Source organism: Mesorhizobium sp. M0217 (genome assembly GCF_040321955.1).
Classification (GTDB): Bacteria; Pseudomonadota; Alphaproteobacteria; order Rhizobiales; family Rhizobiaceae; genus Mesorhizobium.
This window is the reverse complement of record NZ_JAMYSN010000003.1, coordinates 190,075-211,490: the sequence shown is the minus strand read 5'-3', so window position 1 is coordinate 211,490 and position 21,416 is coordinate 190,075. Positions and strand designations below refer to the sequence as shown.

At 62.9% G+C, this 21,416-nt stretch carries 18 protein-coding genes; 2 read left to right on the top strand and 16 right to left on the bottom strand.

Going from position 1 to position 21,416, the window contains the following annotated elements; genetic code table 11:
• Positions 1-9: 9 nt before the first annotated feature.
• The 5 genes from NKJ18_RS08020 to NKJ18_RS08000 form a co-directional block, all read right to left on the bottom strand.
• Positions 10-1,677 carry an ABC transporter ATP-binding protein gene (locus tag NKJ18_RS08020; protein WP_352758058.1) on the bottom strand — a complete coding sequence of 556 codons (1,668 nt, stop codon included), beginning with the start codon at positions 1,675-1,677 and terminating at the stop codon, positions 10-12.
• Between the two features lie 10 nt (positions 1,678-1,687).
• Positions 1,688-2,824, bottom strand: coding sequence for an ABC transporter permease (locus NKJ18_RS08015; RefSeq protein WP_023687914.1), 1,137 nt, complete (start codon positions 2,822-2,824; stop codon positions 1,688-1,690).
• Positions 2,825-3,832, bottom strand: coding sequence for an ABC transporter permease (locus tag NKJ18_RS08010; protein WP_352758057.1), 1,008 nt, complete (start codon positions 3,830-3,832; stop codon positions 2,825-2,827).
• Between the two features lie 99 nt (positions 3,833-3,931).
• Complete coding sequence (locus tag NKJ18_RS08005) at positions 3,932-6,043, bottom strand: ABC transporter substrate-binding protein (protein WP_023691352.1); 2,112 nt, start codon at positions 6,041-6,043, stop codon at positions 3,932-3,934.
• Positions 6,044-6,141: 98 nt separating this feature from the next.
• Entirely contained in the window at positions 6,142-7,608 is a 1,467-nt protein-coding gene (locus NKJ18_RS08000) for an alpha-glucosidase/alpha-galactosidase (RefSeq protein WP_023741779.1), read from the bottom strand.
• A 212-nt stretch (positions 7,609-7,820) separates the two neighbouring features.
• Here NKJ18_RS08000 and NKJ18_RS07995 point away from each other — a divergent pair, with 212 nt between their 5' ends.
• A complete protein-coding gene (locus NKJ18_RS07995) occupies positions 7,821-8,696 on the top strand; it encodes an AraC family transcriptional regulator (protein WP_023687910.1) in 876 nt (291 codons plus the stop codon).
• 2 nt (positions 8,697-8,698) lie between these two features.
• Here the strand turns inward: NKJ18_RS07995 and NKJ18_RS07990 are convergent, their stop codons facing one another.
• The 7 genes from NKJ18_RS07990 to NKJ18_RS07960 form a co-directional block, all read right to left on the bottom strand.
• Entirely contained in the window at positions 8,699-9,766 is a 1,068-nt protein-coding gene (locus NKJ18_RS07990) for an ABC transporter ATP-binding protein (protein WP_023741781.1), read from the bottom strand.
• 3 nt (positions 9,767-9,769) lie between these two features.
• The gene (locus NKJ18_RS07985) at positions 9,770-10,618 is read right to left on the bottom strand and encodes a carbohydrate ABC transporter permease (RefSeq protein ID WP_023741782.1); all 849 of its coding nucleotides are present in this window, start codon (positions 10,616-10,618) and stop codon (positions 9,770-9,772) included.
• Entirely contained in the window at positions 10,618-11,541 is a 924-nt protein-coding gene (locus tag NKJ18_RS07980) for a carbohydrate ABC transporter permease (protein ID WP_023736033.1), read from the bottom strand. Before NKJ18_RS07980 ends, NKJ18_RS07985 begins: the two co-directional genes overlap by 1 nt.
• Before the next feature lie 230 nt (positions 11,542-11,771).
• The gene (locus NKJ18_RS07975) at positions 11,772-13,049 is read right to left on the bottom strand and encodes an ABC transporter substrate-binding protein (protein WP_023685297.1); all 1,278 of its coding nucleotides are present in this window, start codon (positions 13,047-13,049) and stop codon (positions 11,772-11,774) included.
• Between the two features lie 26 nt (positions 13,050-13,075).
• Positions 13,076-14,272: a PLP-dependent transferase gene (locus tag NKJ18_RS07970; RefSeq protein WP_352521542.1), complete on the bottom strand. Its 1,197-nt coding sequence runs from the start codon at positions 14,270-14,272 to the stop codon at positions 13,076-13,078.
• Positions 14,269-15,003 (bottom strand): FadR/GntR family transcriptional regulator, encoded by a 735-nt coding sequence (locus NKJ18_RS07965; RefSeq protein ID WP_352521541.1) that lies wholly within the window; start codon positions 15,001-15,003, stop codon positions 14,269-14,271. Before NKJ18_RS07965 ends, NKJ18_RS07970 begins: the two co-directional genes overlap by 4 nt.
• Positions 15,004-15,124: 121 nt before the next feature.
• The gene (locus tag NKJ18_RS07960; protein WP_352521540.1) at positions 15,125-15,832 is read right to left on the bottom strand and encodes a DJ-1/PfpI family protein; all 708 of its coding nucleotides are present in this window, start codon (positions 15,830-15,832) and stop codon (positions 15,125-15,127) included.
• An 86-nt stretch (positions 15,833-15,918) separates the two neighbouring features.
• On the opposite strand from NKJ18_RS07960, the gene NKJ18_RS07955 reads away from it, so the two are divergent.
• Positions 15,919-16,866 carry a GlxA family transcriptional regulator gene (locus NKJ18_RS07955; RefSeq protein WP_023685300.1) on the top strand — a complete coding sequence of 316 codons (948 nt, stop codon included), beginning with the start codon at positions 15,919-15,921 and terminating at the stop codon, positions 16,864-16,866.
• 62 nt (positions 16,867-16,928) lie between these two features.
• On the opposite strand, the gene NKJ18_RS07950 is transcribed toward NKJ18_RS07955, so the two are convergent.
• The 4 genes from NKJ18_RS07950 to NKJ18_RS07935 form a co-directional block, all read right to left on the bottom strand.
• Positions 16,929-17,708, bottom strand: a complete 780-nt coding sequence (locus tag NKJ18_RS07950) for an SDR family oxidoreductase (RefSeq protein WP_023685301.1) — start codon at positions 17,706-17,708, stop codon at positions 16,929-16,931.
• Between the two features lie 24 nt (positions 17,709-17,732).
• Positions 17,733-18,683: an L-arabinose ABC transporter permease AraH gene (gene araH, locus NKJ18_RS07945; RefSeq protein ID WP_352758056.1), complete on the bottom strand. Its 951-nt coding sequence runs from the start codon at positions 18,681-18,683 to the stop codon at positions 17,733-17,735.
• 11 nt (positions 18,684-18,694) lie between these two features.
• Positions 18,695-20,206 carry an L-arabinose ABC transporter ATP-binding protein AraG gene (gene araG / locus NKJ18_RS07940; RefSeq protein ID WP_352758055.1) on the bottom strand — a complete coding sequence of 504 codons (1,512 nt, stop codon included), beginning with the start codon at positions 20,204-20,206 and terminating at the stop codon, positions 18,695-18,697.
• A 70-nt stretch (positions 20,207-20,276) separates the two neighbouring features.
• A complete protein-coding gene (locus tag NKJ18_RS07935; RefSeq protein WP_023668118.1) occupies positions 20,277-21,266 on the bottom strand; it encodes an arabinose ABC transporter substrate-binding protein in 990 nt (329 codons plus the stop codon).
• Positions 21,267-21,416 lie beyond the last annotated feature (150 nt).

Here is a 21,416-nt window from a genome sequence, read left to right as displayed (position 1 = left end):
GGCACTTTGCTACGCCACGTCGAAGGCGGCCCTGACGAGCCGTTCGGTGTAGGCGGTCTTGGGATGGGAGAGGACCTCGTTCACGGGTCCCTGTTCGACGATCTTGCCGTTCTGCATGACGATGACTCGATGGCAGAGCGCGCGCACCACCTTGAGGTCGTGCGAAATGAAGAGATAGCTAAGGCCGCGTTCGTCCTGCAGCTTGCGCAACAAGTCGATGATCTGCGCCTGCACCGAAAGGTCGAGCGCCGATGTCGGTTCGTCGAGCAGGATGAATTCGGGCTCCAGCGCGATGGCTCGGGCAATGGCGATGCGCTGCCGCTGGCCGCCGGAAAATTCGTGCGGGAACCGCGACAGGATATCGCCGGGCATGCCGGCGCTGACCAGGGCGTCGCGAACCCGACCGACCCGCTCGCGCCGTGTCGCGCCGATCCTGTTGACGACCAGCCCTTCCTCGATGATCTGGCCGATCGTCATACGCGGGTTGAGCGACGAGAACGGATCCTGAAAAACGACCTGCATGCGCGAGCGCAGCGGCCGCATCCCGGCGCGCGACAGGCCGTGGATCGGCTGGCCGTCGAAGCTGACCTCGCCGCGCTTGGCCTCGGTGAGCCTGAGCAAGGCGAGACCGAAGGTGGTCTTGCCGGAGCCGGATTCGCCGACCAGCCCCAGTGTCTCGTGGCGGCAAAGCTTCAGGCCGAGATCGTCGACGGCGACCAGCTCGCGCCAGTCCGGCTTCAGGAAGCTGCCATGGCGTAGCATGAAGCAGACGCGCATATCGCGGGCCTCGAGGATGGTGCCGCTGTTTTCCGGCAGCGGCTGCGGCTTGCCGTGCGGCTCTGAAGCGAGCAGCCGCTTGGTATAGGCATGCTGCGGGTCGGCGAACAGCCGCTCGGTGACGTTGTGCTCGCACATCTCGCCATGCTGCATGACATAGACATAGTCGGAGAATTTTCGCACCACGGTGAGGTCGTGGGTGATCAGGATGACCGCCATCCTGAGTTCTTTTTGCAGATTGCGGATCAAATTGAGGATCTGTGCTTGCACCGTGACGTCGAGCGCTGTCGTTGGCTCGTCGGCGATCAGCACATCAGGGTCGTTGGCGAGCGCCATGGCGATCATCACGCGCTGGCGCTGCCCGCCCGACATCTGGTGCGGATACTGTTTGATGCGCGCTTCCGGCTCGGGGATCTGGACATGCCGCAAAAGCTCGAGCGCCCGCGCCCAGGCTTGCTTGCGGCTGACCTTTCGATGCACTCTGATCGCCTCGACGATCTGACTGCCGACCGTATAGATCGGGTTGAGCGAGCTCATCGGCTCCTGGAAGATCATCGAGATGCGATTGCCGCGCAACTTGCGCCGGGCGCTCTCGGGGAATTTCAGTATGTCCTGCCCGCAATAGTGGATGGTGGATTTCGGCGACACGGTGGCCCGCTTTGACAAGAGCCCCATGACAGCGCGCGCCGTCACCGACTTGCCGGAACCGGACTCGCCGACGATGGCGATCGTCTCCCCGCGATAGAGCTGGAACGAGACATCCTTCACCGCGTCGACGACGCCGTGCTCGACCTTGAAGGCGACCTCGATGTTGCGGGCATCGATGATGGGTTGGTCGTGGCGGCCGGCATGGTCGAACCGGACGGCTGGTGCGAAGGTGGCTGCGAGCGCTACAGTCATCCCGGCCACCTCAATAAGGATCGACGGCATCGCGCAGGCCGTCGCCCAGCGCGTTGAAGGCAAAGACGGTGATCAGCACGAAGCCGACCGGCGACAGGATCCACGGATAGGTGCCGATGACCGAATAGGTAGCCGTGTCCTGCAGCATCAGCCCCCACGAGATCAGCGGCGGCTTCACCGCGAAGCCGAGGAAGCCGAGAAAGGCTTCGAGCAGCACCACCGTCGGGATGGCGATCGTCACGGCGACGATGACGTGGCTCATCACATTGGGGAAAATGTGCTGCATGATGATGCGCATGTCGGTGGCGCCGACCGCCATGGCGGCGCGCACATAGTCGATCCGCGCCAGCGCCAGCGTCTTGCCGCGCACCTCGCGCGACATCTGCGCCCAGCCCAGCGCCGACATGACGATGATGACGAAGGCGAGGAAGACGTTGGTCGGCGCGGTCACCGGGATCAGCGTCGTCAGCGCAAGATAGAGCGGCAATTGCGGGAAGGCGAGCACCAGCTCGACAAAGCGCTGCATCCAGACGTCGAAGCGGCCGCCGAAATAGCCCGAGACCATGCCGACCGTGGTGCCGATGACGGTGATGATGAACACCACCGTCAGCGCTATCATCAGCGAGACGCGCGAGCCCTGGATGGCGCGCGACAACACATCCCGGCCGAATTTGTCGGTGCCGAGAAAATGCACCGGCTGGCCGTCGGCCGAAGCGAAGAAATGCCGGTTGGCGGGGATCAGTCCAAGCAGCCGGTAGTCGGCGCCCTTGACGAAGAAGCCGAGCAGGCGCGGATGCTCGTAATCCGGCCCGACGACCGGCTGGAAGGTGACCGGGTCGAGGTCAGCAGAATCCGCCAGCGCATAGACCCGCGGCTGGAGCACGAAATTCCCGTCTCTGTCGTGAAAACTCATCACTTGCGGCGGGGCGAAAGCGACATCGGTCACCTTGGGGTCCATCGGCGCGAAGAAATCGGCGAACAGCGCCATCAGCACCAGAAGCACCACCAGGATCAGCCCGGCCATGCCGGTCCAGGAGCGCCTCAGCCGGCGCCAGACCAGCGCCATATAGCTCTCATTGCCGCGCGGGGTCGCAATCGCGGTTGCTTCAGCCGGTGGCGGCGGCGGGGATGGGTCGCGCGCCAGCATCTAGCTCTCCCTGAACTGGCGCACGCGCGGATCGAGCAGCGCGAGCAGCATGTCGGCGATGATGTTGCCGACGATCAGCGTTGCCGACAGCACCATCATGAAGGTCGCCGTGACATAGACGTCGCCGACCGCCATCGAGCCGACAATGGCCGGCCCGACCGTCGGCAGCGCAAAGATGATCGCCGTCTCGATCTCGCCGGTCAGCATGTAGGGCAGCACCACGCCCTGATACATGATGAGCGGGTGCAGCGCGTTGGGCACGGCATGGCGCATGACGACGGCGCTGCCGGTCAGGCCCTTGGCCTTGGCCGTCTCGACATATTGCGCGTTCAGCGTATCGAGCAGATTGCCGCGCATGACGCGCATATTGTAGGCGAGCCCGCCGAAGGTGGCGATCGCCACCACCGGCCAGACATGCTTGACGAGGTCGGCGAATTTCGCCCACGACCACGGCGCGCCGCCATATTGCGGCGAGAAGAAGCTGCCGATCTCCGACACGTTGAACTGGAAGACCAGGAGATAGACGATGATCAGCGCCATCAGGAAGCGCGGCACCGTCATGCCGAGGAAGGAGATGGCCGACAGCACCGAGTCGATCCACGTGTATTGCCTGGTCGCCGCCCAGATGCCGAAGGTGATGCCGAGCACCGAGGCCAGCAGATGGCAGACCAATGCCAGCAGCAGCGTGCGCGGCAGCCGCTCGCCGACCACGGCGGCGACCGGCTTGTTGTAATAGAGGCTGTAGCCGAAATCGCCGCGGGTGATGATGCCGGCGACCCAGTTCAGGTACTGGACGGGCAGCGGTTTATCGAGGCCGTGCTCGACCCGATAGGCCTGCGCCTGCGCGTCGGCTTCGACAAAAGACGCCCCGCCCTGGTTGATGAGCTGCGAACGGATATAGTCGGCATAGTCGCCCGGCGGCGCCTGGATGATGGCAAAGGTGACCAGGCTCAGGATGACCATGACCGGCACCGCCGATGCTATGCGCATGGCCAGGAATCGCAGCATCGGACCGTTTCTCCTCCTTGGATCTAATCTGTTGCCGCTGACCTTACTCCGTCCCGGCCGCGCGCGCAGCGCGGCCGGGCGTCAGCCAGGGGAGGAAACTCAGTTCGTCGGACCCTTGTCGCCGGGCTTGCCGGGAAGCTGGTCGGGAAAGAGTTCGTATTTCTGCTGCTTGTCGGCGGCGACGAAGACGCGTTCGCGCACGATCGAATCCTCGGCCCAGTTGAACATGAAGATCGGCGTTCCCTGCGGGATGTTGGAGAAGCGCTTGTTGATGATCAGGGCGCCGGGATATTCGGTCAGTCCGATATTGTAGACATGCTCCGTCGAGATCTTCTGGAACGTCTTCATCAGGCTGGCGCGCTCGTCATTGTCTGACGAGGAGACGAACTTGTTGACGATGTCGACAAGCTCCTTTTCGAACGGCATCAGGTCGACCACGCCGCTTTCGGGCGCGCGGTGATCCCAGCTGGTCTTGGGTCCGACGGGCGCGAGTTGCACGGTATTCTGCACGACGGAAGTCAGCTCCTGCTCGTTGCGCCTGATCAGCCAGTCGAAGCGGCCGGAATATTGCGAGGCATCACGCTGGGTGCCGTTGAGGCCGTTGAGCACGACCCTGATGCCAAGCTTTTCCATCTGGCCGACGACGCCTTCGGCGAGGCTCTTGTCGGTGCCGTAGTCATTGTTGACCAGCATCACGATCTCGACATTCTTGCCGCCGGCGGTCCCGGCCGGGAAGTTCACGAAGCCGTCGCCATCCGTATCCTTGAGACCAGCCTTGGCCAGTTCCGCCTTGGCGCCCTCGATGTCGAAGGGATAGTAGACGGTCGAGTTGCGGTCATAGAAGCTGGTGCCCGAGGAAAAGCCACCGGGGTAGATGGCGGTGAACGGCCCCTTGACCAGCGAGTCGCCGAGCGCCTTGCGGTCGAGCGCCATGGTGATGCCCTTGCGGAAGTCCTCATTGCGGTTGAGCTCGCGGATCGCCTGGCCGCGTTCGTCGGGATTGCCCCAGCCATTGGCTGAAAAGTTCATGCGCAGATTGTAGCCGATCAGGCGCGGGCCAAAGGCGAGCCGGGCCGGCGCGTCCTTGTCCGCCGCTCGCTTCAGCGAAGCGACGAAATTCTCCGGCTGCTCGAGGTTGGAGAAGTCGGCGGCCCCTGCCACCGCCTGCACGTCGCGGTCGGCCCAGGTCGACAGCTTGTAGTGCAGTTCGTTGAGATAGGGCAGCTGGTTGCCCTTCTCGTCGACCTTCCAGTAGTAGGGATTGCGGCGCAAGACGATGATGTCGTCGGGCCTATACTCCACCGGCACCCAGGCGCCCATCACCGGAATGTTCATATATTCCGGCGGGAACGCGTTCTTGAACTGCTCGTAGGTATTCTTCGAGTACTTCGGATGCTGCGGCTTGAGGATATGCGCTGGGCCGGGGCAGAAGGTGCCGTAGGCCATGGCGTAGAGATACTGTTTGGGGAAAGCGTCCTTGAAGGTCCACTCGACGGTGTAGTCGTCGACCTTCTTCAGCGTCGTGCCGACACCGAAGGTTTCCGCTGTGGCGCCGTTCAACGGCGAGACATTGGGGTCGACGACCTCATCGTCCCAGTAGAACATGACATCGTCGGCATTGAAGGCAACGCCGTCAGACCATTTGGCGCCTTCGACCAGGTGCATGGTCAGCGTGTGGCCATCCTTCGACCAGTCCCAGCTCCTGGCGAGGTTGGGCAGCGGCTCGGTGTCCTTGGCCTCGACCTGGAACAAAGGCGCGGTGCGCGTCAGGCATTCCGAAAGGCCGATGTCGATGCCGCCCCATCCTTGGGTCTGGCCGGCGCCATAATTCCAGCCTTCCGGCCGGCCGCCAATGACGTGGCGCATGGTGTCGCCATAAACGCCGATGCCGTCCGGCATGTTGCCGGTCTTGAACACCAGCGGCTCCTTCGGCAGGCGATCCTTGACCGGCGGCAGCTTGCCAGTCTTGACGTATTTCTCGGTGACCCACTCGGGCTCGTGATATTCGGGCAGCGCCTTGAACTCCAGGATGGAATCGCGGGCGACGTATTTGATCTTGCCCTCGGCGGGAAACGCCGCCGGCGCCGGCGGCGTGGTCGGCTCGGACGCGTATGCACTGCCAAGCGCCGATGCCGAGACGCTCAGCGCCAGCCCGGCGAGAATGCCAATTCTTCGCCCGGCGAGAATGCCAATTCCACGAAAGTTCCTCATTGTGTTCCTCCCAGATGTTTCGACGTCTGCTGCTGCCCGCATCTATTCATGACGGCTGATTGGCGAACCGGCCTCCCGCTGTCCGCCTGCCAGCATTCTCAGCCGGCCTGTTTCAGGGCCGTTTTTTCGGCGCGCAGTTCCTCGATCGAGCGCACTTTGCGCCGCGCCGCACCCGCCCAGTCGCGGGTTTTCACCATCGATTTCGAAAGCCGCTCCTTGGCGGCCGGCACGGCATCGGCGTATTGCGGCAGCCAACGCGCCTGGGCGACGACCATCTCGTCGACCATCTGCCAGACCTCTTCCGGCGTCGACACCGCACCCACCAGCGGATCGTGCAGCACCGCGAGCTTGAGCAGGTCAATGTCGCCCGTAACAGCCGCATGCACCGACATGCGCTGGACGTTGATCGAAGCCATGCAGGTGGCCGCGCAGGCTTCCGGCAGCGTGATGCCTGACGCCATGTTGATGCCGAAGCGATCGACGAAGCCGGGCGATTCGATGATCGCGTCCTGCGGCAGATTGGTGATGATGCCGGCGTTCTTGACGTTGAAGTGGCCGCGATAGACGCGGTTCGTCTCCAGCGCTTCGAGAATATGGCTGGCATGCTCGTTCGAGCGCTTCGATACGTCGAGCGGCTTCGACGCCGCTTCGAGGAATTGCGGATATTCCGTCTCGAACCAGTTGCGGGTTTCCGTGGAGTAGCGAAGATAGCCGCCGGTCTCGCCATGGATCCAGTCGGACATGTCGATCCAGCGGGTGATTTCGTCCGGCCGCTTGCGATACCAGGGCAGATATTCGGAGAGATGACCGTTGCTTTCGGTGGAGTAGACGCCGAAGCGCTTCAGCACGTCGATGCGCAGCTTTTCCTGCTGCGAATAGACCGGATGCGCCTCGAAGGCAGCCACCAGTTCGTCCTTGCCGATCTTGCGGCCGTTGAGGCGCAAATCGATGAACCAGGTCTGGTGGTTGATACCGGAGCAGACATAATCGAGTTCGCTGTGCGACTTGGCGCCGAGCACTTCGGCGATCTGTTCGGCGCCGTGCTGGACACCGTGGCAGAGGCCGACCGTATCGACCTTGCCATATTCGATCGCCGCCCAGGTGTTCATTGCCATCGGGTTGGCATAGTTGAGGAATTTGGCGCCTGGCTCGGCGACCTCCAATATTTCCTTGCAGAAGTCGAGGATGACCGGGATGTTGCGCTGGCCGTAGAGGATGCCCCCGGCGCAAATCGTGTCACCGACGCACTGGTCGATGCCGTATTTCAAGGGAATGCGGATATCGTCGGCATAGGCTTCGAGCCCGCCCACCCGGACGCAGCTGATGACGTAGCGCGCGCCTTCCAGCGCCTTGCGGCGGTCGGTCGTCGCCGTCACCTTGGTCGGCAGCTTGTTGGCCTCGACGATGCGGTCGAGGATCGCCTTGATCATTTGCAGATTGTGTTCGCTGAGATCGGTCAGCGCGAATTCGATGTCGCTGAATTCCGGGATGCACAAAATGTCGGTGAACAGCTTCTTGGTGAAGCCGACGCTGCCCGCGCCGATAATAGCGATTTTGAAACTCATCACCTTCCTCGATCCATTCGAATGCCGGGTAAGGAGCAACAGGAAAGGGAATGGCGGCCCGCCTTGGCGCGCATACCATTCGAGCCGGAATTCCGGCTCGTTCTCCTCCCCGCCCGCCCCTCGACCGCGGGTCTTTCGCGTTCTCAGGATTTGGATTATGCCGTTATTCCAGGGCGCGGCCAGAGAACGATTATGCTTTCGAGGGTAATTTTGTGCTGCATGATCTGATCGCCAACGGACAGTTGATGCGCACCATTTCGCTGCCGCGCGGCCGCCAGCGCCTGCATGCCATGCCGACCAGCACCGGCTATGAAGTACGCGAGGGCGTGACCTATGACTGGGATGGGCGCAAGCGCGGCCAGACACCGTTCACCGTGCTGCAGCACACGATCAGCGGCACCGGCCAGCTGCGCTACGAGAACCGCAACTACCGCCTGCAGGCCAACGACACGCTGCTGGTGCTGGTGCCACACAACCATCGCTACTGGCTGGAGAAGGGCGACCGCTGGGAATATTTCTGGATCTCGATGAATGGCGAGGAGGCGCTGCGCGTCCACAAATCCATACTCAGCGTCTCCGGCCCGGTGTTTCGGCTGCAGCCGGAGACGATCGATCATCTCGCCGATTGCAGCCTGCGCCTGATCAAGGGCGGCGCTTCGCCTGGCGCTGCTTCGGCAATCGCCTATGAGGCGGCGATGGCGCTTTACGACGATGTCTTCGGCTCGCACGCCTTCACTGAGAAACAGAGCGTCATGCAGCCGGTCATCGATCATATCAACGCCAATCTCGACAAGCCCTTGCCCGTGGCCGAGCTCGTCCAGATCAGCGGCCTCAGCCGCGCCCATTTCTCGCGCTGCTTCGCCGAGAGCGAAGGCGTTCCGCCGGCCGAGTTCGTGCTGCAGCAGCGGCTGCAGCGGGCGGCGAAGCTGCTAACCAAAGCCGATTTCCTGCCAGTCAAGGAGGTCGCCATCCTGTGCGGCTTCGAGGACGCCAACTATTTCTCGAAAGTCTTCCGCCGGCTCTACGGCATCAACCCGACGCAGTTCCGCACCACCGGCATGTATGCCAGCCTGGGCAGCCTTCGATAGGATTACCCGATGCGGTTGCCGCTTGCGGGATCGAACAGATGCAGCGCCGCCGGATCGGCAGACAGCCGCACCTTATCGCCAGGCCGGATAGTGCTGCGTCCCATGACGAAGACACAAACCAGCTGGTTGGCGAGCCGGACATAGAACTGCGTCGACAGGCCGAGCGGCTCGACCACCTCGACCTCTGCCTTGAGCGGACCATCGTCGGCAAGCTGGATGTGCTCCGGCCGTAGCCCGACGGTGAGCACATCGCCATCCTTCAACGGCAAGCCATCAGGCAACCGCAGCTTCTGGCCGTCGGCCAGCACCGCGTCCACCTTGCCGCCCTTGGCGATTGTCGCCGGAAAAAAGTTCATGCCGGGCGAGCCGATGAAGCCGGCGACGAAGGTGTTGATCGGCCGATCGTAGAGTTCGAGCGGATGGCCGACCTGCTGGACGTAACCGTCATGCATGACGACGATGCGGTCGGCCATGGTCATGGCTTCGATCTGGTCGTGGGTGACATAGACCGATGTGGTCTTGAGCTGCTGGTGCAGCGCCTTGATCTCGGCGCGCATATGCACGCGCAATTTGGCGTCGAGATTGCTGAGCGGCTCGTCGAACAGAAACACTTTGGGATCGCGCACGATGGCGCGGCCCATGGCGACGCGCTGGCGCTGGCCGCCGGACAGTTGCCTGGGCAGACGTCCGAGGAAACTGTCGAGGCCGAGGCGCTTGGCCGCCGCCCCTACCCTGCCGTCGATCCTCGTCTTCTCCGCCTTCTTCAACAGCAGGCTGAAGCCCATATTCGACGACACATCCATGTGCGGATAGAGCGCGTAGGACTGGAACACCATGGCAATATCGCGGTCCTTCGGCGCGACATCGTTGACCAGCCGATCGCCGATATGGATCTCGCCGCCCGACACCTCTTCCAGCCCGGCAATCATGCGCAAAAGGGTCGACTTGCCGCAGCCGGAGGGACCGACGAGCACGACGAACTCGCCATCGGCGATTTCGAGATCGACGCCATGCAGGATGCGCAGCGAACCGTAGTCCTTCTCGACGTTTTGCAGCGTTACGGAAGCCATCGATTATCCTTTGACCGCGCCGGCGGTGAGGCCGGTGACGAGATAGCGTTGCAGGAAGGCAAAGAAGATGCAGACCGGGATAAGCGCCAGGATCGATGCCGCCATCATCTGCCCCCAGTCGACGGCGAACTTGCCGATATAGGTGAGCAGGCCGACGGCAAATGTCTTCTGGTCATCGCTGGAGATCAGCATCAGCGCAAACAGCAATTCGCTCCAGGCGGCGGTGAAGACAAAGCCGAGCGTCGCGCCCATGCCGGGCAAGGTCAGCGGCACGATCACCTTGCGCATCGCCTGGGCGCGAGTGCAGCCGTCGATCATCGCCGCCTCCTCCAGATCCTTCGGAATGCCGTCGAAGAAGGACTGCATCAGGAAGGTGGCGAAGGCGGTGTTGAAGGCGGTGTAGATGATGATCAGCCCAACCAGGCTGTTGGTCAGGCCAAGCTCGCCCATGACACGGTAGATCGGCGGAATGACCATCACCAGCGGGAAGGTTTGCGTCAGCAAAAGCATGATCGCCAGTGTCGCCTTGCCGCGAAAGGTGAAGCGCGACATGGCGTAACCGGCGAGCGTGGCGATGACCGTGACGAGCGCCGCCGTCGACACCGATACGATGACGCTGTTGAGGAAATAGCGGGGGAAATCCGAGGCTTCAAGTACAGTGATGAAGTTGCGGAAGGTGGTCTGCGACGGCCACAGCGTGATGCCCTCGGAATAGAGCAGCCGCTCCGGCGTCACCGAGATCTTCAGCGTCCAGAAGATCGGAAACAGCGCAAAGATCATATAGGCGGCAATCGCCGTGTAGAGGCCGATGCCGCTGAAGATGCGCGAGGAGGTGGAGCGTCCGGCGATCATCAGACGTGCCTCACCAGCAAGCGGCGGATGGCGATCAGCGCGATCGCATAGGCGATGAGCAAGACCAAGAGCAGCACCGCCACCGCGGAGGCATAGCCCTTGTCCAGCGACTTGAAGGCACTGACATAGATGTAGACCGGCACCGTGCTGGTCGAGCCTGCCGGCCCGCCCTCGGTCATGACAAAGATCAGATCGGCGAAGGTGGCGATCCAGATCGTACGCAGCATGACGGTGATGACGATGGTCGGCGCCAGGAACGGCAGCGTCACCTTGGTGAAGCGCTGCCAAGGCGAAGCGCCGTCGATTGCGGCCGCCTCATGCAGTTCCGACGGGATCGACTTCAGCGACGCCAGCAGCGTGATGGCGAAGAACGGAATGCCGAACCAGATGTTGGCGATGATCGGCCCCCACATGGCGGTGGCCGGATCGGACAGCACATTGGTCGGCTCGGCCTTCAGCCCGAGCGCAAACAGCCAGTGCGGCAGCGGGCCGATGATCGGGTTGAACAGCCATGCCCAGGTCAGGCCCGACAGGAAGGATGGCACCGCCCAGGGCAGGAACACCACCGCCTGCACGAACTTGCGCCCGACAAACGGTTTGTCGAGCAGCAACGCCAGACCCAGGCCGAGGAAGAACTGGAAGAACAGGCTGGCGACGGTCCACCAGAGCGTGTTGACCAGCGCCTGCCCCAGCACCTGGTCGGTCAGCATCGCCTGATATTGGCCAAGGCCGACATATTCGGATTTGAAGGCGGAGAACTTCCGGAACGAATAGCTGATGCCGATGATCAGCGGCACCAGCAGCACCACGACCAGCAGAACGATCGCCGGGCTGAGATAAAGCCAGGGCTCGATGGCCGCATGCGTCAGCCGCTTCTTTCGCGGCCGGCCTGCGGATCGTATTTCGGACACGGCATAGGTCATTAGCGCTCAACAGTCATGGGTGGGTGCCGACAGCGGCAACAGCACCCTTCTCCCCGTTCACGGGGAGAAGATGCCGGCAGGCAGATGAGGGGCGGCGCCAGCCTTGGGGTGCTCGCGCTGCCCCTCATCCGGGCCTGTCTGTGCATGTCGTTGTCCCAAAACCGCTACGCACTTTTGGGCGACATGCATTCGGGCCACCTTCTCCCCGTAAACGGGAGAAGGAAGAAGAACTACTTCTTGTTCTTGGCCAGCCAGTCCTGCTGCTCCTTGGTCAGGAACGCGGCCCATTGATCGGCGACGTCCTTGGCCGACTTCTGGCCGAGCAGCACTTCCTGGAAATTCTTGATCGCCACCTGGTCGACGAAATTGCCGAGGTTCTCCAGATGTGTCGGCGGCGTCACCATTTCATATTTGGAAGTGTCGCTGAGTTCGGTGAACCAGCCTTTGAACTGCTCGGTCTTGAAGTGGGCATCCTGGTCGGCGCCATTGTGGATCGGCACGACGCCGACTTCCTTGGCCCATTCGAGATTGTCCTTGGGCGACAACAGCGTCGCCATCAGCTTCCAGGCATCGTCCTTGTGCTGCGAATTGGCGAACATCGCCCAGCCGGCATAGCCCAGCGTCGGATAGGATTTGCCGCTTGGCCCCACAGGCAGCGGCGCCACGGCAAAATCGTCGGCACTCATCTTGTCGGCAATGCCGATCAGCGCATCCGGATCCTGATTGAGCATGGCGCAGGTGCCGGAATAGAAGCCGGTGACGGTCTCGTTAAAGCCCCAGCTCACCGCATCCTTGGGCGCCAGCCCGTCCTTGTACATGTCGGCCAGCATCTGCAGGCCCTTGACCGAGCCCTCCTCGTTGATGGTCGAGGTGCCGTCCTCGTTGAAGTAGCCGCCCTTGCCAGCGGCGATGTTCATGAACATGTGCATGCCGTTGAAGGCGCCCGGGCCACCGCGCAGGCAGTAGCCGTACTTGCCCGGAATGGCGGAGATCTTCTTGGAATCGGCGATGAAGTCGTCGAGCGTCGCCGGCGGGCCGTCGAGACCGGCCTCCTTGAACAGCTTCTTGTTCCAGAACAGCGCATTCACATAGTAGCCGTACGGGATCATGAACTGGGTGTTGTTGACGGTCGAGCCGAATTGCTTGGCGCGGTCGCCCAGCGTCTTGGCGTCGTCCCATTTGGCCATGTAAGGGCCGAGATCCTCGAGCTGGCCGTTGGTGGCGTACAGGCCCATCCAGCGCTCCGGCATCTCGACGATGTCGGGCGTATCGCCGGCCTGCACCATGGTGAGGAATTTCTCGAAGGCCTGCCCCCAGGGCAGCGAGACCACCTCGACCTTGACGCCGGCATTGGCGGCCTCGAACTCGGCGATCTGCTTCTTCAGGAATTCGGTGCGCTGCGGGCTGGTGATGACCTCGACCAGCTTGAGGGTGGTGTCGGCCAATGCGCCACTGGCGGACATCGCCAGGCCGGCAGCGGTGGCAAGCATGATGCTCAGTCTTTTCATGTTCAGAACTCCCATTTTGAACCCAGTCATTTTTTTGCTTTGTCGAAGGCCTGGCCGATGTCGGCCCAGAGGTCTTCGACGCTTTCCAATCCGACATTGAAGCGGATGGTTCGGGGGCTGACGCCGAAGCGCGCCATCGAATTGAGACCCGGTGTCTGCTCGAGCGAGGCCTTTGCCGGCACGACCAGGCTTTCATGACCGCCCCAGCTGACGCCGATGCGGAAAAATTTCAGCGCATCGACGAAAGCGGGAATGTCGACATCCTCCGTCACCTCGAAAGAGAACAGCCCGGCATAGCCGGCAAGCGTCTTCTTGCCGGGATGGTTGGAATAGGCGGGATGATTGACCCGCTCGACCTTGTCATGCGCCTTCAAGCGCTCGGCGATGATGAGCCCGCTCTTCATGTGATGCGGCAGTCTCAGCGGCAGCGTGCGCAGGCCGCGCAACAGCAGCCAGCCCTCGAAGGGCGACAGCTTTGCGCCGAGCTGCGAATAGGTCTGGTCGTTGATGTGCTTGATATGGGCGGCCGAGCCCGCCACCACACCGGCGACGGTATCGCTGTGGCCGCCGAGATATTTCGAGGCCGAGTGCAGCACCAGATCGACGCCGTGCAGGATCGGCTTCTGGAACACCGGCGTCGCCCAGGAATTGTCGATTGTGGTGACGATGCCCTGCTCTTTCGCCAGCCGCGTCAGATGTTCGAGATCCTGCAGCTCGAACATCATCGAGGTCGGGCTTTCCAGGTAGAGCAGTTTCGCACCGGGAAGTGCCGCGGCCACCGCATCCGGATCGGAGCCGTCGACATAGTCGACCTTGATATGCAGGCGCGGAAACAGCCGCTCGAACAGTCGGTAGGCGTCGCCATAGCAATTGCGCACCGCAAGGATGCGTTCGCCTGCGCCGACGAAAGCCAGCAACGTCGCGCTGATCGCAGCCATGCCGCTCGAAAAACCACGTGCTGCTTCAGCACCTTCAAGCGCTGCGACGCGCGACTCGAATTCCATCACCGTCGGATTGTCGCCGCGCGAATAGATCGGCTGTTTCCTGCGCCCGGCAAAGGTGTCGGCCATGTCGGCATAGCTGGCGAAGGTGAACAGCGAGGTCTGGTAGATCGGCGGCACCACCGCATTGCCGGGGAACGGGTCGTCATGCGCCAGAAGCGTCGCCGCCTCCGCGAGATAGTCGCTGCCGGAAATGCTTGGGTCGAAGCTGTGCTCGTTCATGTGCGGACCGAAAGTTTGAGGTTGGCGGCGCCGCGCTTCAAATCGTCCTCGACCGTGGCGATCAGCTTCAGCGCTTCGGCCCGGGCGCCTTCCGGATCGTGCGCGGCGATGCAGTCGAACATGGTGCGGTGGTAGGGAAAGCTTGCGTGGCCGAAATCGCGCACGCCGAGCGGATGTTCCCAAAAGCGGTGGAACAGTTCGTGCATGGCGGCGATAATCTGCTCGAACAGCGGATTGCCGCAGGCGCGGTAGATCGCCTGATGGAATTCCCAGTCCTCTTCCGACGACATGCCGGCGCGGCTGAGAAACTCTTCCTCCATGATGTCGAGCTTGCGCTTGATCTCGGCGAGGTCGTCCTTGTCGGCACGAATGGCGCAAAGGGCGGCGGCTTCCGCTTCCAGCGCGCGGCGGATTTCCAGCGTGCGCATCAGGCCGGTGAAATCATTGCCGCCGGCAAGCGTCAGCGGCATGTGCAGCATGTCGAGCGAGACGGCGGCCTTGAGATAGGTGCCCGAGCCCTGCCGGCGCTCGACCAGGCCAAGTCCTTCCCAGCGCGTCAGCGCCTCGCGCACCGTGTTGCGGCTGACCTTCAGACGCTCAGCGAGGATGCGTTCGGTCGGCAGCCTCTCACCGGGTTCCAGCTTCTCGCGCATGACGAAGCCGGCCAACGCCTTCAGCACCGCGTCGTCGCGGGCCGTCGTCTGGATCGGCGGAAGGCTGAATTCGGTCACCGGGGCTATTACCGAAGTGGTTCAATGGTCCAACCAATTTCTGCACAGACGAAGGGACCTGTCAACAGTGGAAACGCAGCGAGGCCGAAGGGCCAGGGGATGCACCTTCGGCCTTGCTGCTTCAGCCGTGGATGCGCGCCGGCGCAGCGGCGGCGCGAGCCTCGCGCCAGCGAGCGAAGATTGCCTCGCGAACCCGCCTCGAACCAGAGAGGCGCTTTTTTGCCTGCGCCAGCACCGCAGGCGACGCCTCGGCGGGCGTGCCGGACCGAAAGGGAGGAGCCGGGGCGTATTCGAGCGAGAGCTGCACGATCTCGGCCTCCTCCTGTCCAAGCAGCCTCGCAACCAGCGCCAGGCCGAAGTCGATCCCCGAAGTGACGCCGCCGGCGGTGATGAGCTTGCCGTCTTCGACGATACGCTCGTCGACCGGGATCGCTCCGAACTCCTCAACGAAATCATGCGCATACCAGTGCGTGGTCGCGCGCTTGCCCCTCAGCAGTCCGGCCGCCCCAAGCACCAGGGCACCGCTGCAAACGGAGGTGATGTAGCGCACCTGCCCCGCGCGCTCCCACACGAAATCGAGGACTGTCTGGTCCTCCAGCAGCGCGTTGACCCCGCCCCCGCCAGGAATGCACAGCACGTCGAGGGGCCGGCAATCGTCAAAGGTCGCGGTTGGCGTCAGCGAGAGGCGCGTCGATGACGTCACCGGGTTGCGATCCTTCCAGATCAGTTCCACCTCGGCATCCTTGGCCGATGCCAGGACTTCGTATGGGCCGGTGAGGTCGAGTTGTTGGACGTCGGGGAATACGAGGATGCCGAAACGAAGGGGCATGGAAATCTCCGTGGGTTGACTTCCGGCAATCTACGGCATCATGGTTTGGCACGATTGCCATTCATCCCTCGCTTCGGGCCAAACCAATGCGCCGTATCGAAGTACTTGCCTATCCCGACATCCAGCTCCTCGACGTCAGCGGACCGCTGCAGGTCTTTGCCAGCGCCAATGATTTCAAAAGGCAGGCCGGCGAACCGGCTCCTTACGAGGTCGTGGTCGTCGCCGCCTCACCGCGCATCCGGACATCGGCCGGTCTCGTGCTGGAGGCAGCAGTGCTGCCAACCCACGGAGGTAAGATCGACACGCTGCTTGTCCCCGGAGGATGGGGCGTCAACGCGGCCTGCGACGATCCCGTGCTGGTCCAGTGGATCGCCGGTCGCTCGCGCGATGCCACCCGAACCGCTTCCGTCTGCAGCGGCGCCATGCTGCTGGCGACGGCTGGCCTGCTCGACGGCCGCCGCGCGGTGACCCATTGGGGACGCTGCGCGGAGTTCGCCCGGCGCTTTCCCGCGGTCCGGCTCGAACCCGATCCGATCTTCATCCGCGACGGCAATGTCTGGACATCCGCCGGCGTAACGGCGGGGATCGATCTCGCCCTCTCCCTCGTCGAGGCCGACCTTGGCCGGCACACGGCGCTCGGCGTGGCGCGCGAGTTGGTGGTCTTCCTGAAACGTCCCGGTGGCCAGGCGCAATTCAGCCAGACCCTCAAGCTGCAGCAAGGCGACGGGCGCTTCGACCGGCTGCATGGCTGGATCCTCGAAAATCTGGCCGGTGACCTGTCGCTCACGCAGTTGGCCGACCACGCCAATATGAGCCCGCGCAGCTTCTCGCGGCGCTATCGCGAGGCCACCGGCCGGACACCTGCCCGCGCGATCGAGGAGATCCGGATCGAGGCGGCGCGGCGGATGCTGGAGCGGGGCCAGCCCGTCAACCAGACGGCCCGCCGCTGCGGTTTCGGCTCGGAAGAAACCATGCGGCGCGGCTTTCTGCGCGTGCTGGGCACCAATCCGCGCGCCTATCGCGAGCGGTTCTGATCGCGACTGCTTGCTCCATTAGGCCGGCGGTCGATGCCGTAGAAATAGAGCCTCTCCAGCGTTCAGGCGGGATGCTGTAGCTGGCTGAGCCCGCCATCGACGACGAGGGTCGCCGCGTTCATGAACGGGCACTCCTCAGAAATCATGAACACAGCGGCCAGCGCGATCTCGCGCGCCGAGGCGATGCGGCCGCCGGGATGCAGCGCCAGCGTCTTGGCGCGCGCCGCAACCGGATCGGCAAAACTGTTCCAATAGTCGGTCGCCTTCTGCGTCTCGACATAACCGGGCGCCAGCGCGTTCACGCGCACGCCCTGCCCGGCATATTCCAGCGCCAGCGACTTGGTCAGCCCAAGCAGCGCGTGCTTGGCCACGGGATAGGGGAAGGTATGAGGGATGATGGTGAAGCTGTGCGTCGAGGCGATGTTGAGGATCGCGCCACCGCCATTTGCGATCATTGCCGGCAGCACCGCCTTGGCGCAGTTCCAGGCGCCTTTGACGTTGACATCGAAATTGCGATTCCACTCCTCCTCGGTCGCCTCGAGCGGCGTCGAGAACACATTCATCCCGGCATTGTTGATTAGCGCGTTGATCGGCCCGATCGCGTCGGTCGCCCGGCTGACGGCAGCGGCAATCGCGGCCCCGTCGCTGATGTCGGCTGCGGTATGTCCGACATGGCCCTGCGGTGCGGCAAGGCCGGCGACCGTTTTGTCCAGCAGCGCGCCGTCGCGATCGACCAGGAACAGCCTTGCCCCTTCGGCGAGGCAAGCTTCAGCGATGGCAAGCCCAATGCCTTGCGCGGCTCCGGTGAGGAAGATGCGTTTGCCGGACAGGCGCTCAGCCATGGCTGTCACTCCACTGGAAGATGGTCAGCGCCGGCCCAGTGCCGACGAACGCAGATTGTCGAGCAAAACGGCAAGCAGCAGGATCACGCCGCGCACAATGTATTGGTAGAACGCCGGGATGTTGAGCAGGTTCATGGCGTTTTCGGCGATGCCCATGATCAGCACGCCGACGATGACGCCCGACATGGTGGCGCGGCCGCCGGCAAGCGAGACGCCGCCGAGCACGCAGGCCGAGATGACCGAGAGTTCAAGCCCGACCGCCGCATTGGGCTGGCCCGACGTGATGCGCGAGGCCAAAAGGATGCCGGCGATGCCACAGATCACGCCTTGCAGAGCAAAGATCCAGATGCGCGTCCAGTCGACATTGACGCCGGCCAGGCGCGAGGCCTCCGGGTTGCCGCCGATGGCCAGCGTGTTCTTGCCGAAGACGGTACGATTGAGGACAAAACCGAAGATGCAGAACAGCACGGCCAGGACCCAGACCGGCGTCGGAATGCCGAACAGCTTGGATAGCGCCAGCTGGTAGAAATCCGGGCTGTTGATGCCGACGGCGCGGCCATCGGATGCGATCAGCGCAAGGCCGCGCACGATCTGCATGGTGGCAAGCGTCGTGATCAGCGCGTTGATGCGGAATTTGGCGATGACGACGCCATTGATGAAGCCGACGAAGGCGCCGCAGGCGATTGCCGCGAGAAGCCCGAGCAGGATCGAACCGGCATAGTTCGACGCCATTACCGCGACCATGCCGGCGAAAGCAACGATCGAACCGACCGAGAGGTCGAAGTCGCGCGCGGCGAGGCAGAACATCATCGTGCAGGCGACGATGCCGACGGTGACCACCGATTGCAGCAGGCCGAGCATGTTGCGGTCGGTCAGAAAATTCGGCACCAGCAGCGACACCAGCGCGAAGGCGACGATGAAGATCACGACGAGGCCCTGTTCGCCGAGCAGGATCTTCTTCAACTGATCGGTCATGGCAAAGATCCTCAGGATGCGATCGCGTCGGGGGTTTTCTGATCGGGAAGAGCGGCGGCCAGGATCGCTTTTTCGGCGAACTGGTCGCGCGCGAGTTCGGCGCTGATGCGCCCGCCGCACATCACCAGGATGCGGTCGCAAATGCCCATCACTTCCGGCAGTTCGGACGAGACGACGACGATCGCCATGCCGTCTTCGGCAAGCTGGTAGAGCAGTTCGTAGATTTCCGCTTTGGCGCCGACATCGATACCGCGTGTCGGCTCGTCGACGATAAGCACGCGCACGCCCTGCTCCGACAGCCAGCGGCCGAGAATGACCTTCTGCTGGTTGCCACCGGAGAGGTTGATGATGTCCTGCTTGCGCGACGGCGTGCGCACCTTGAGCTTCTTGATGAAGGTCTCGGCGGTGGCGATCTCGCTGGCGCGGTTCAAGATTCCGAAGCGTGTGTGATGACGCCGCGACGAGATGTTGATGTTCTCCTCGATCGAGCGGCCCTGGATGATGCCGTCATGCTTGCGGTCTTCCGAGCACAAAACGATCCCGGCGCGGATCGCGTCATGCGGATCGGTGGCATGCACGACCTTGCCATCAACGGTAATGGTGCCACCTGAGCGCGGGTCGGCGCCGAACACCAGCCGCATCAGTTCCGAGCGCCCCGCGCCGATCAGGCCGAAGAAGCCGACGATCTCGCCCGCCCTCGCCTCGAAGCTGGCGGGCATCGTCAGTTTTACTCCGGAAACAGCGTCGACCTTCAGCCGGACATCGCCGGCCGGGCGTGGGCGAAAACCCCAGATATCGGAGATTTCGCGGCCGACCATTTCGGCGACGACCTGGTCGCGTGTGACGTTTTTCAGCGACGCATGGTGCGCCGCGAGCTTGCCGTCGCGCAGCACGGTCAGGCTGTCGCAGAGGCGGAACACTTCGTCCAGCCGGTGCGAGACATAGATGATGACCTTGCCCTCGCCGCGCAGGCGGTCGATCAGGGCAAACAGGATTTCGCTTTCGCGCGACGACAATGACGAGGTCGGCTCGTCCAGAGCGATGACGCGCGCGTCGAGCATGATCGCCTTGGCGATCTCGACCATCTGGCGCTCGCCGATCGACAGCGTCTTGACCTTGCGGCTGATATCGATGTCGATGCCGGCTGATTTCAGCTTGGCGCCAACATCGTCCAGCATCCTGGCACGGGCGATGATGCCGGCGTTGGCGGGGAAGCGGCCGAGGCTGAGGTTTTCGGCAACAGTGAGCTCGGGAACCAGCTGCAATTCCTGGTGGATGACGATGACGCCATTGTCGAAGGCATCTCGCGTCGTTGCATAGGCTTGCATCTTGCCGTCGATGAGGATCTCGCCGTCATCGGCATGCTGGTCGCCGGACAGGATCTTGATCAGCGTGGATTTGCCGGCGCCGTTCTCGCCCATCAGGCCGTGCACGGCGCCCTTGTCGACGCTGAACGAGACGTCCGACAGCGCCTTGACGCCCGGATAGGTCTTGGTGATTTCCGAGAAGTCGAGAAAGGACATGGGGCGCCTATCCTTTTGCTATGCCAAACAGGCGGCGACTGTGAGCCGCCGCCTGTTTGTACAGGGAGGATTATTCGATGCCGAGACCCTTGCGGACCGTCTGGTAGTCGTCGCGCTTGGCCAGCGCACCGGCGGTCAGGATGAGCTTCTCGGGTTCCTTGTTGTTGGCGACCCAGTCATACATGTTGAGCGCAGTCTCGTAGCCGTGACGCTTCGGCGAGATGATCACCGTGCCGACGAAGCCGGTGGCGGTCGGCTTCTTGAACTCGTTGATCGCCGAATCCGCGCCGCCAATGCCGACGCCGATCACGTTTTCGGCCGGGATGCCGACGCTTTCGGAAGCGCGCACGGCGCCGAGCACGGCTTCGTCGTTGAGGCCGAAGGAGACCCACTTCTTGATGTCGGCATGGGCGTTGAGCACCACCGTCGCCGCATTCAGTGCAGCCTCGGTGTCGGTCTTGGCCTGAGGCGCGTCGAAGATGTTCTCGGCCTTGAAGCCGTTGGCCTTGAGCACCGAGATGGCGCCTTCGACCCGGTCGACGGCGGTCGGCAACTGATCATAGGAGACGCGGATGGCGCCGACCTCGTCGGCCTTCCAGCCGCGCGCCTTCATTTCGTCGACGATCGCCTGGCCGACGGCCTCGCCGATCTTGGTCGCCGAAATGCCCATATGCGGCACGTCTTCCAGCGCCTTGCCGTCTGCGCCGACCAGACGGTCGTCAACGGTCATCAGCTTGAGATTGTTTGCGGCGGCCTTGGCGACGATGCCGGGGCCGAGTTTCACATCAGGTGTGCAGACGATGAAGCCTTGCGCGCCCTGCGCGCCGAGATTGTCGATCGCCGACATCAGCTTCTCACCGTCCTCGGCGCCGATCTTGACCAGGGTAAAACCCTTCTCCTTGGCGGCCTGGTCGGCGAACTTCCATTCGTCCTGGAACCACGGCTCCTCGGGCTGTTTGACGATAAAACCTATCTTGGTGTCCTGAGCATATGCTGCGATGGTCGTGACGGACAGCACGGCAAGGGCGCCCGCGACGAGCGCGGTCTTCAGAAGTCGCATGATTACCTCCCAGCGATGGCCGGGCGCTCAGCCCGGATGCAGAGTCTCTAATTCTTTTTATCATACTCGTCAATTGATCTGGTATGATAATTGAGCTACATGCTCTGACCAGGGATCGCTGGCGCAAATCATCCGCATCCGGTAAGGCCG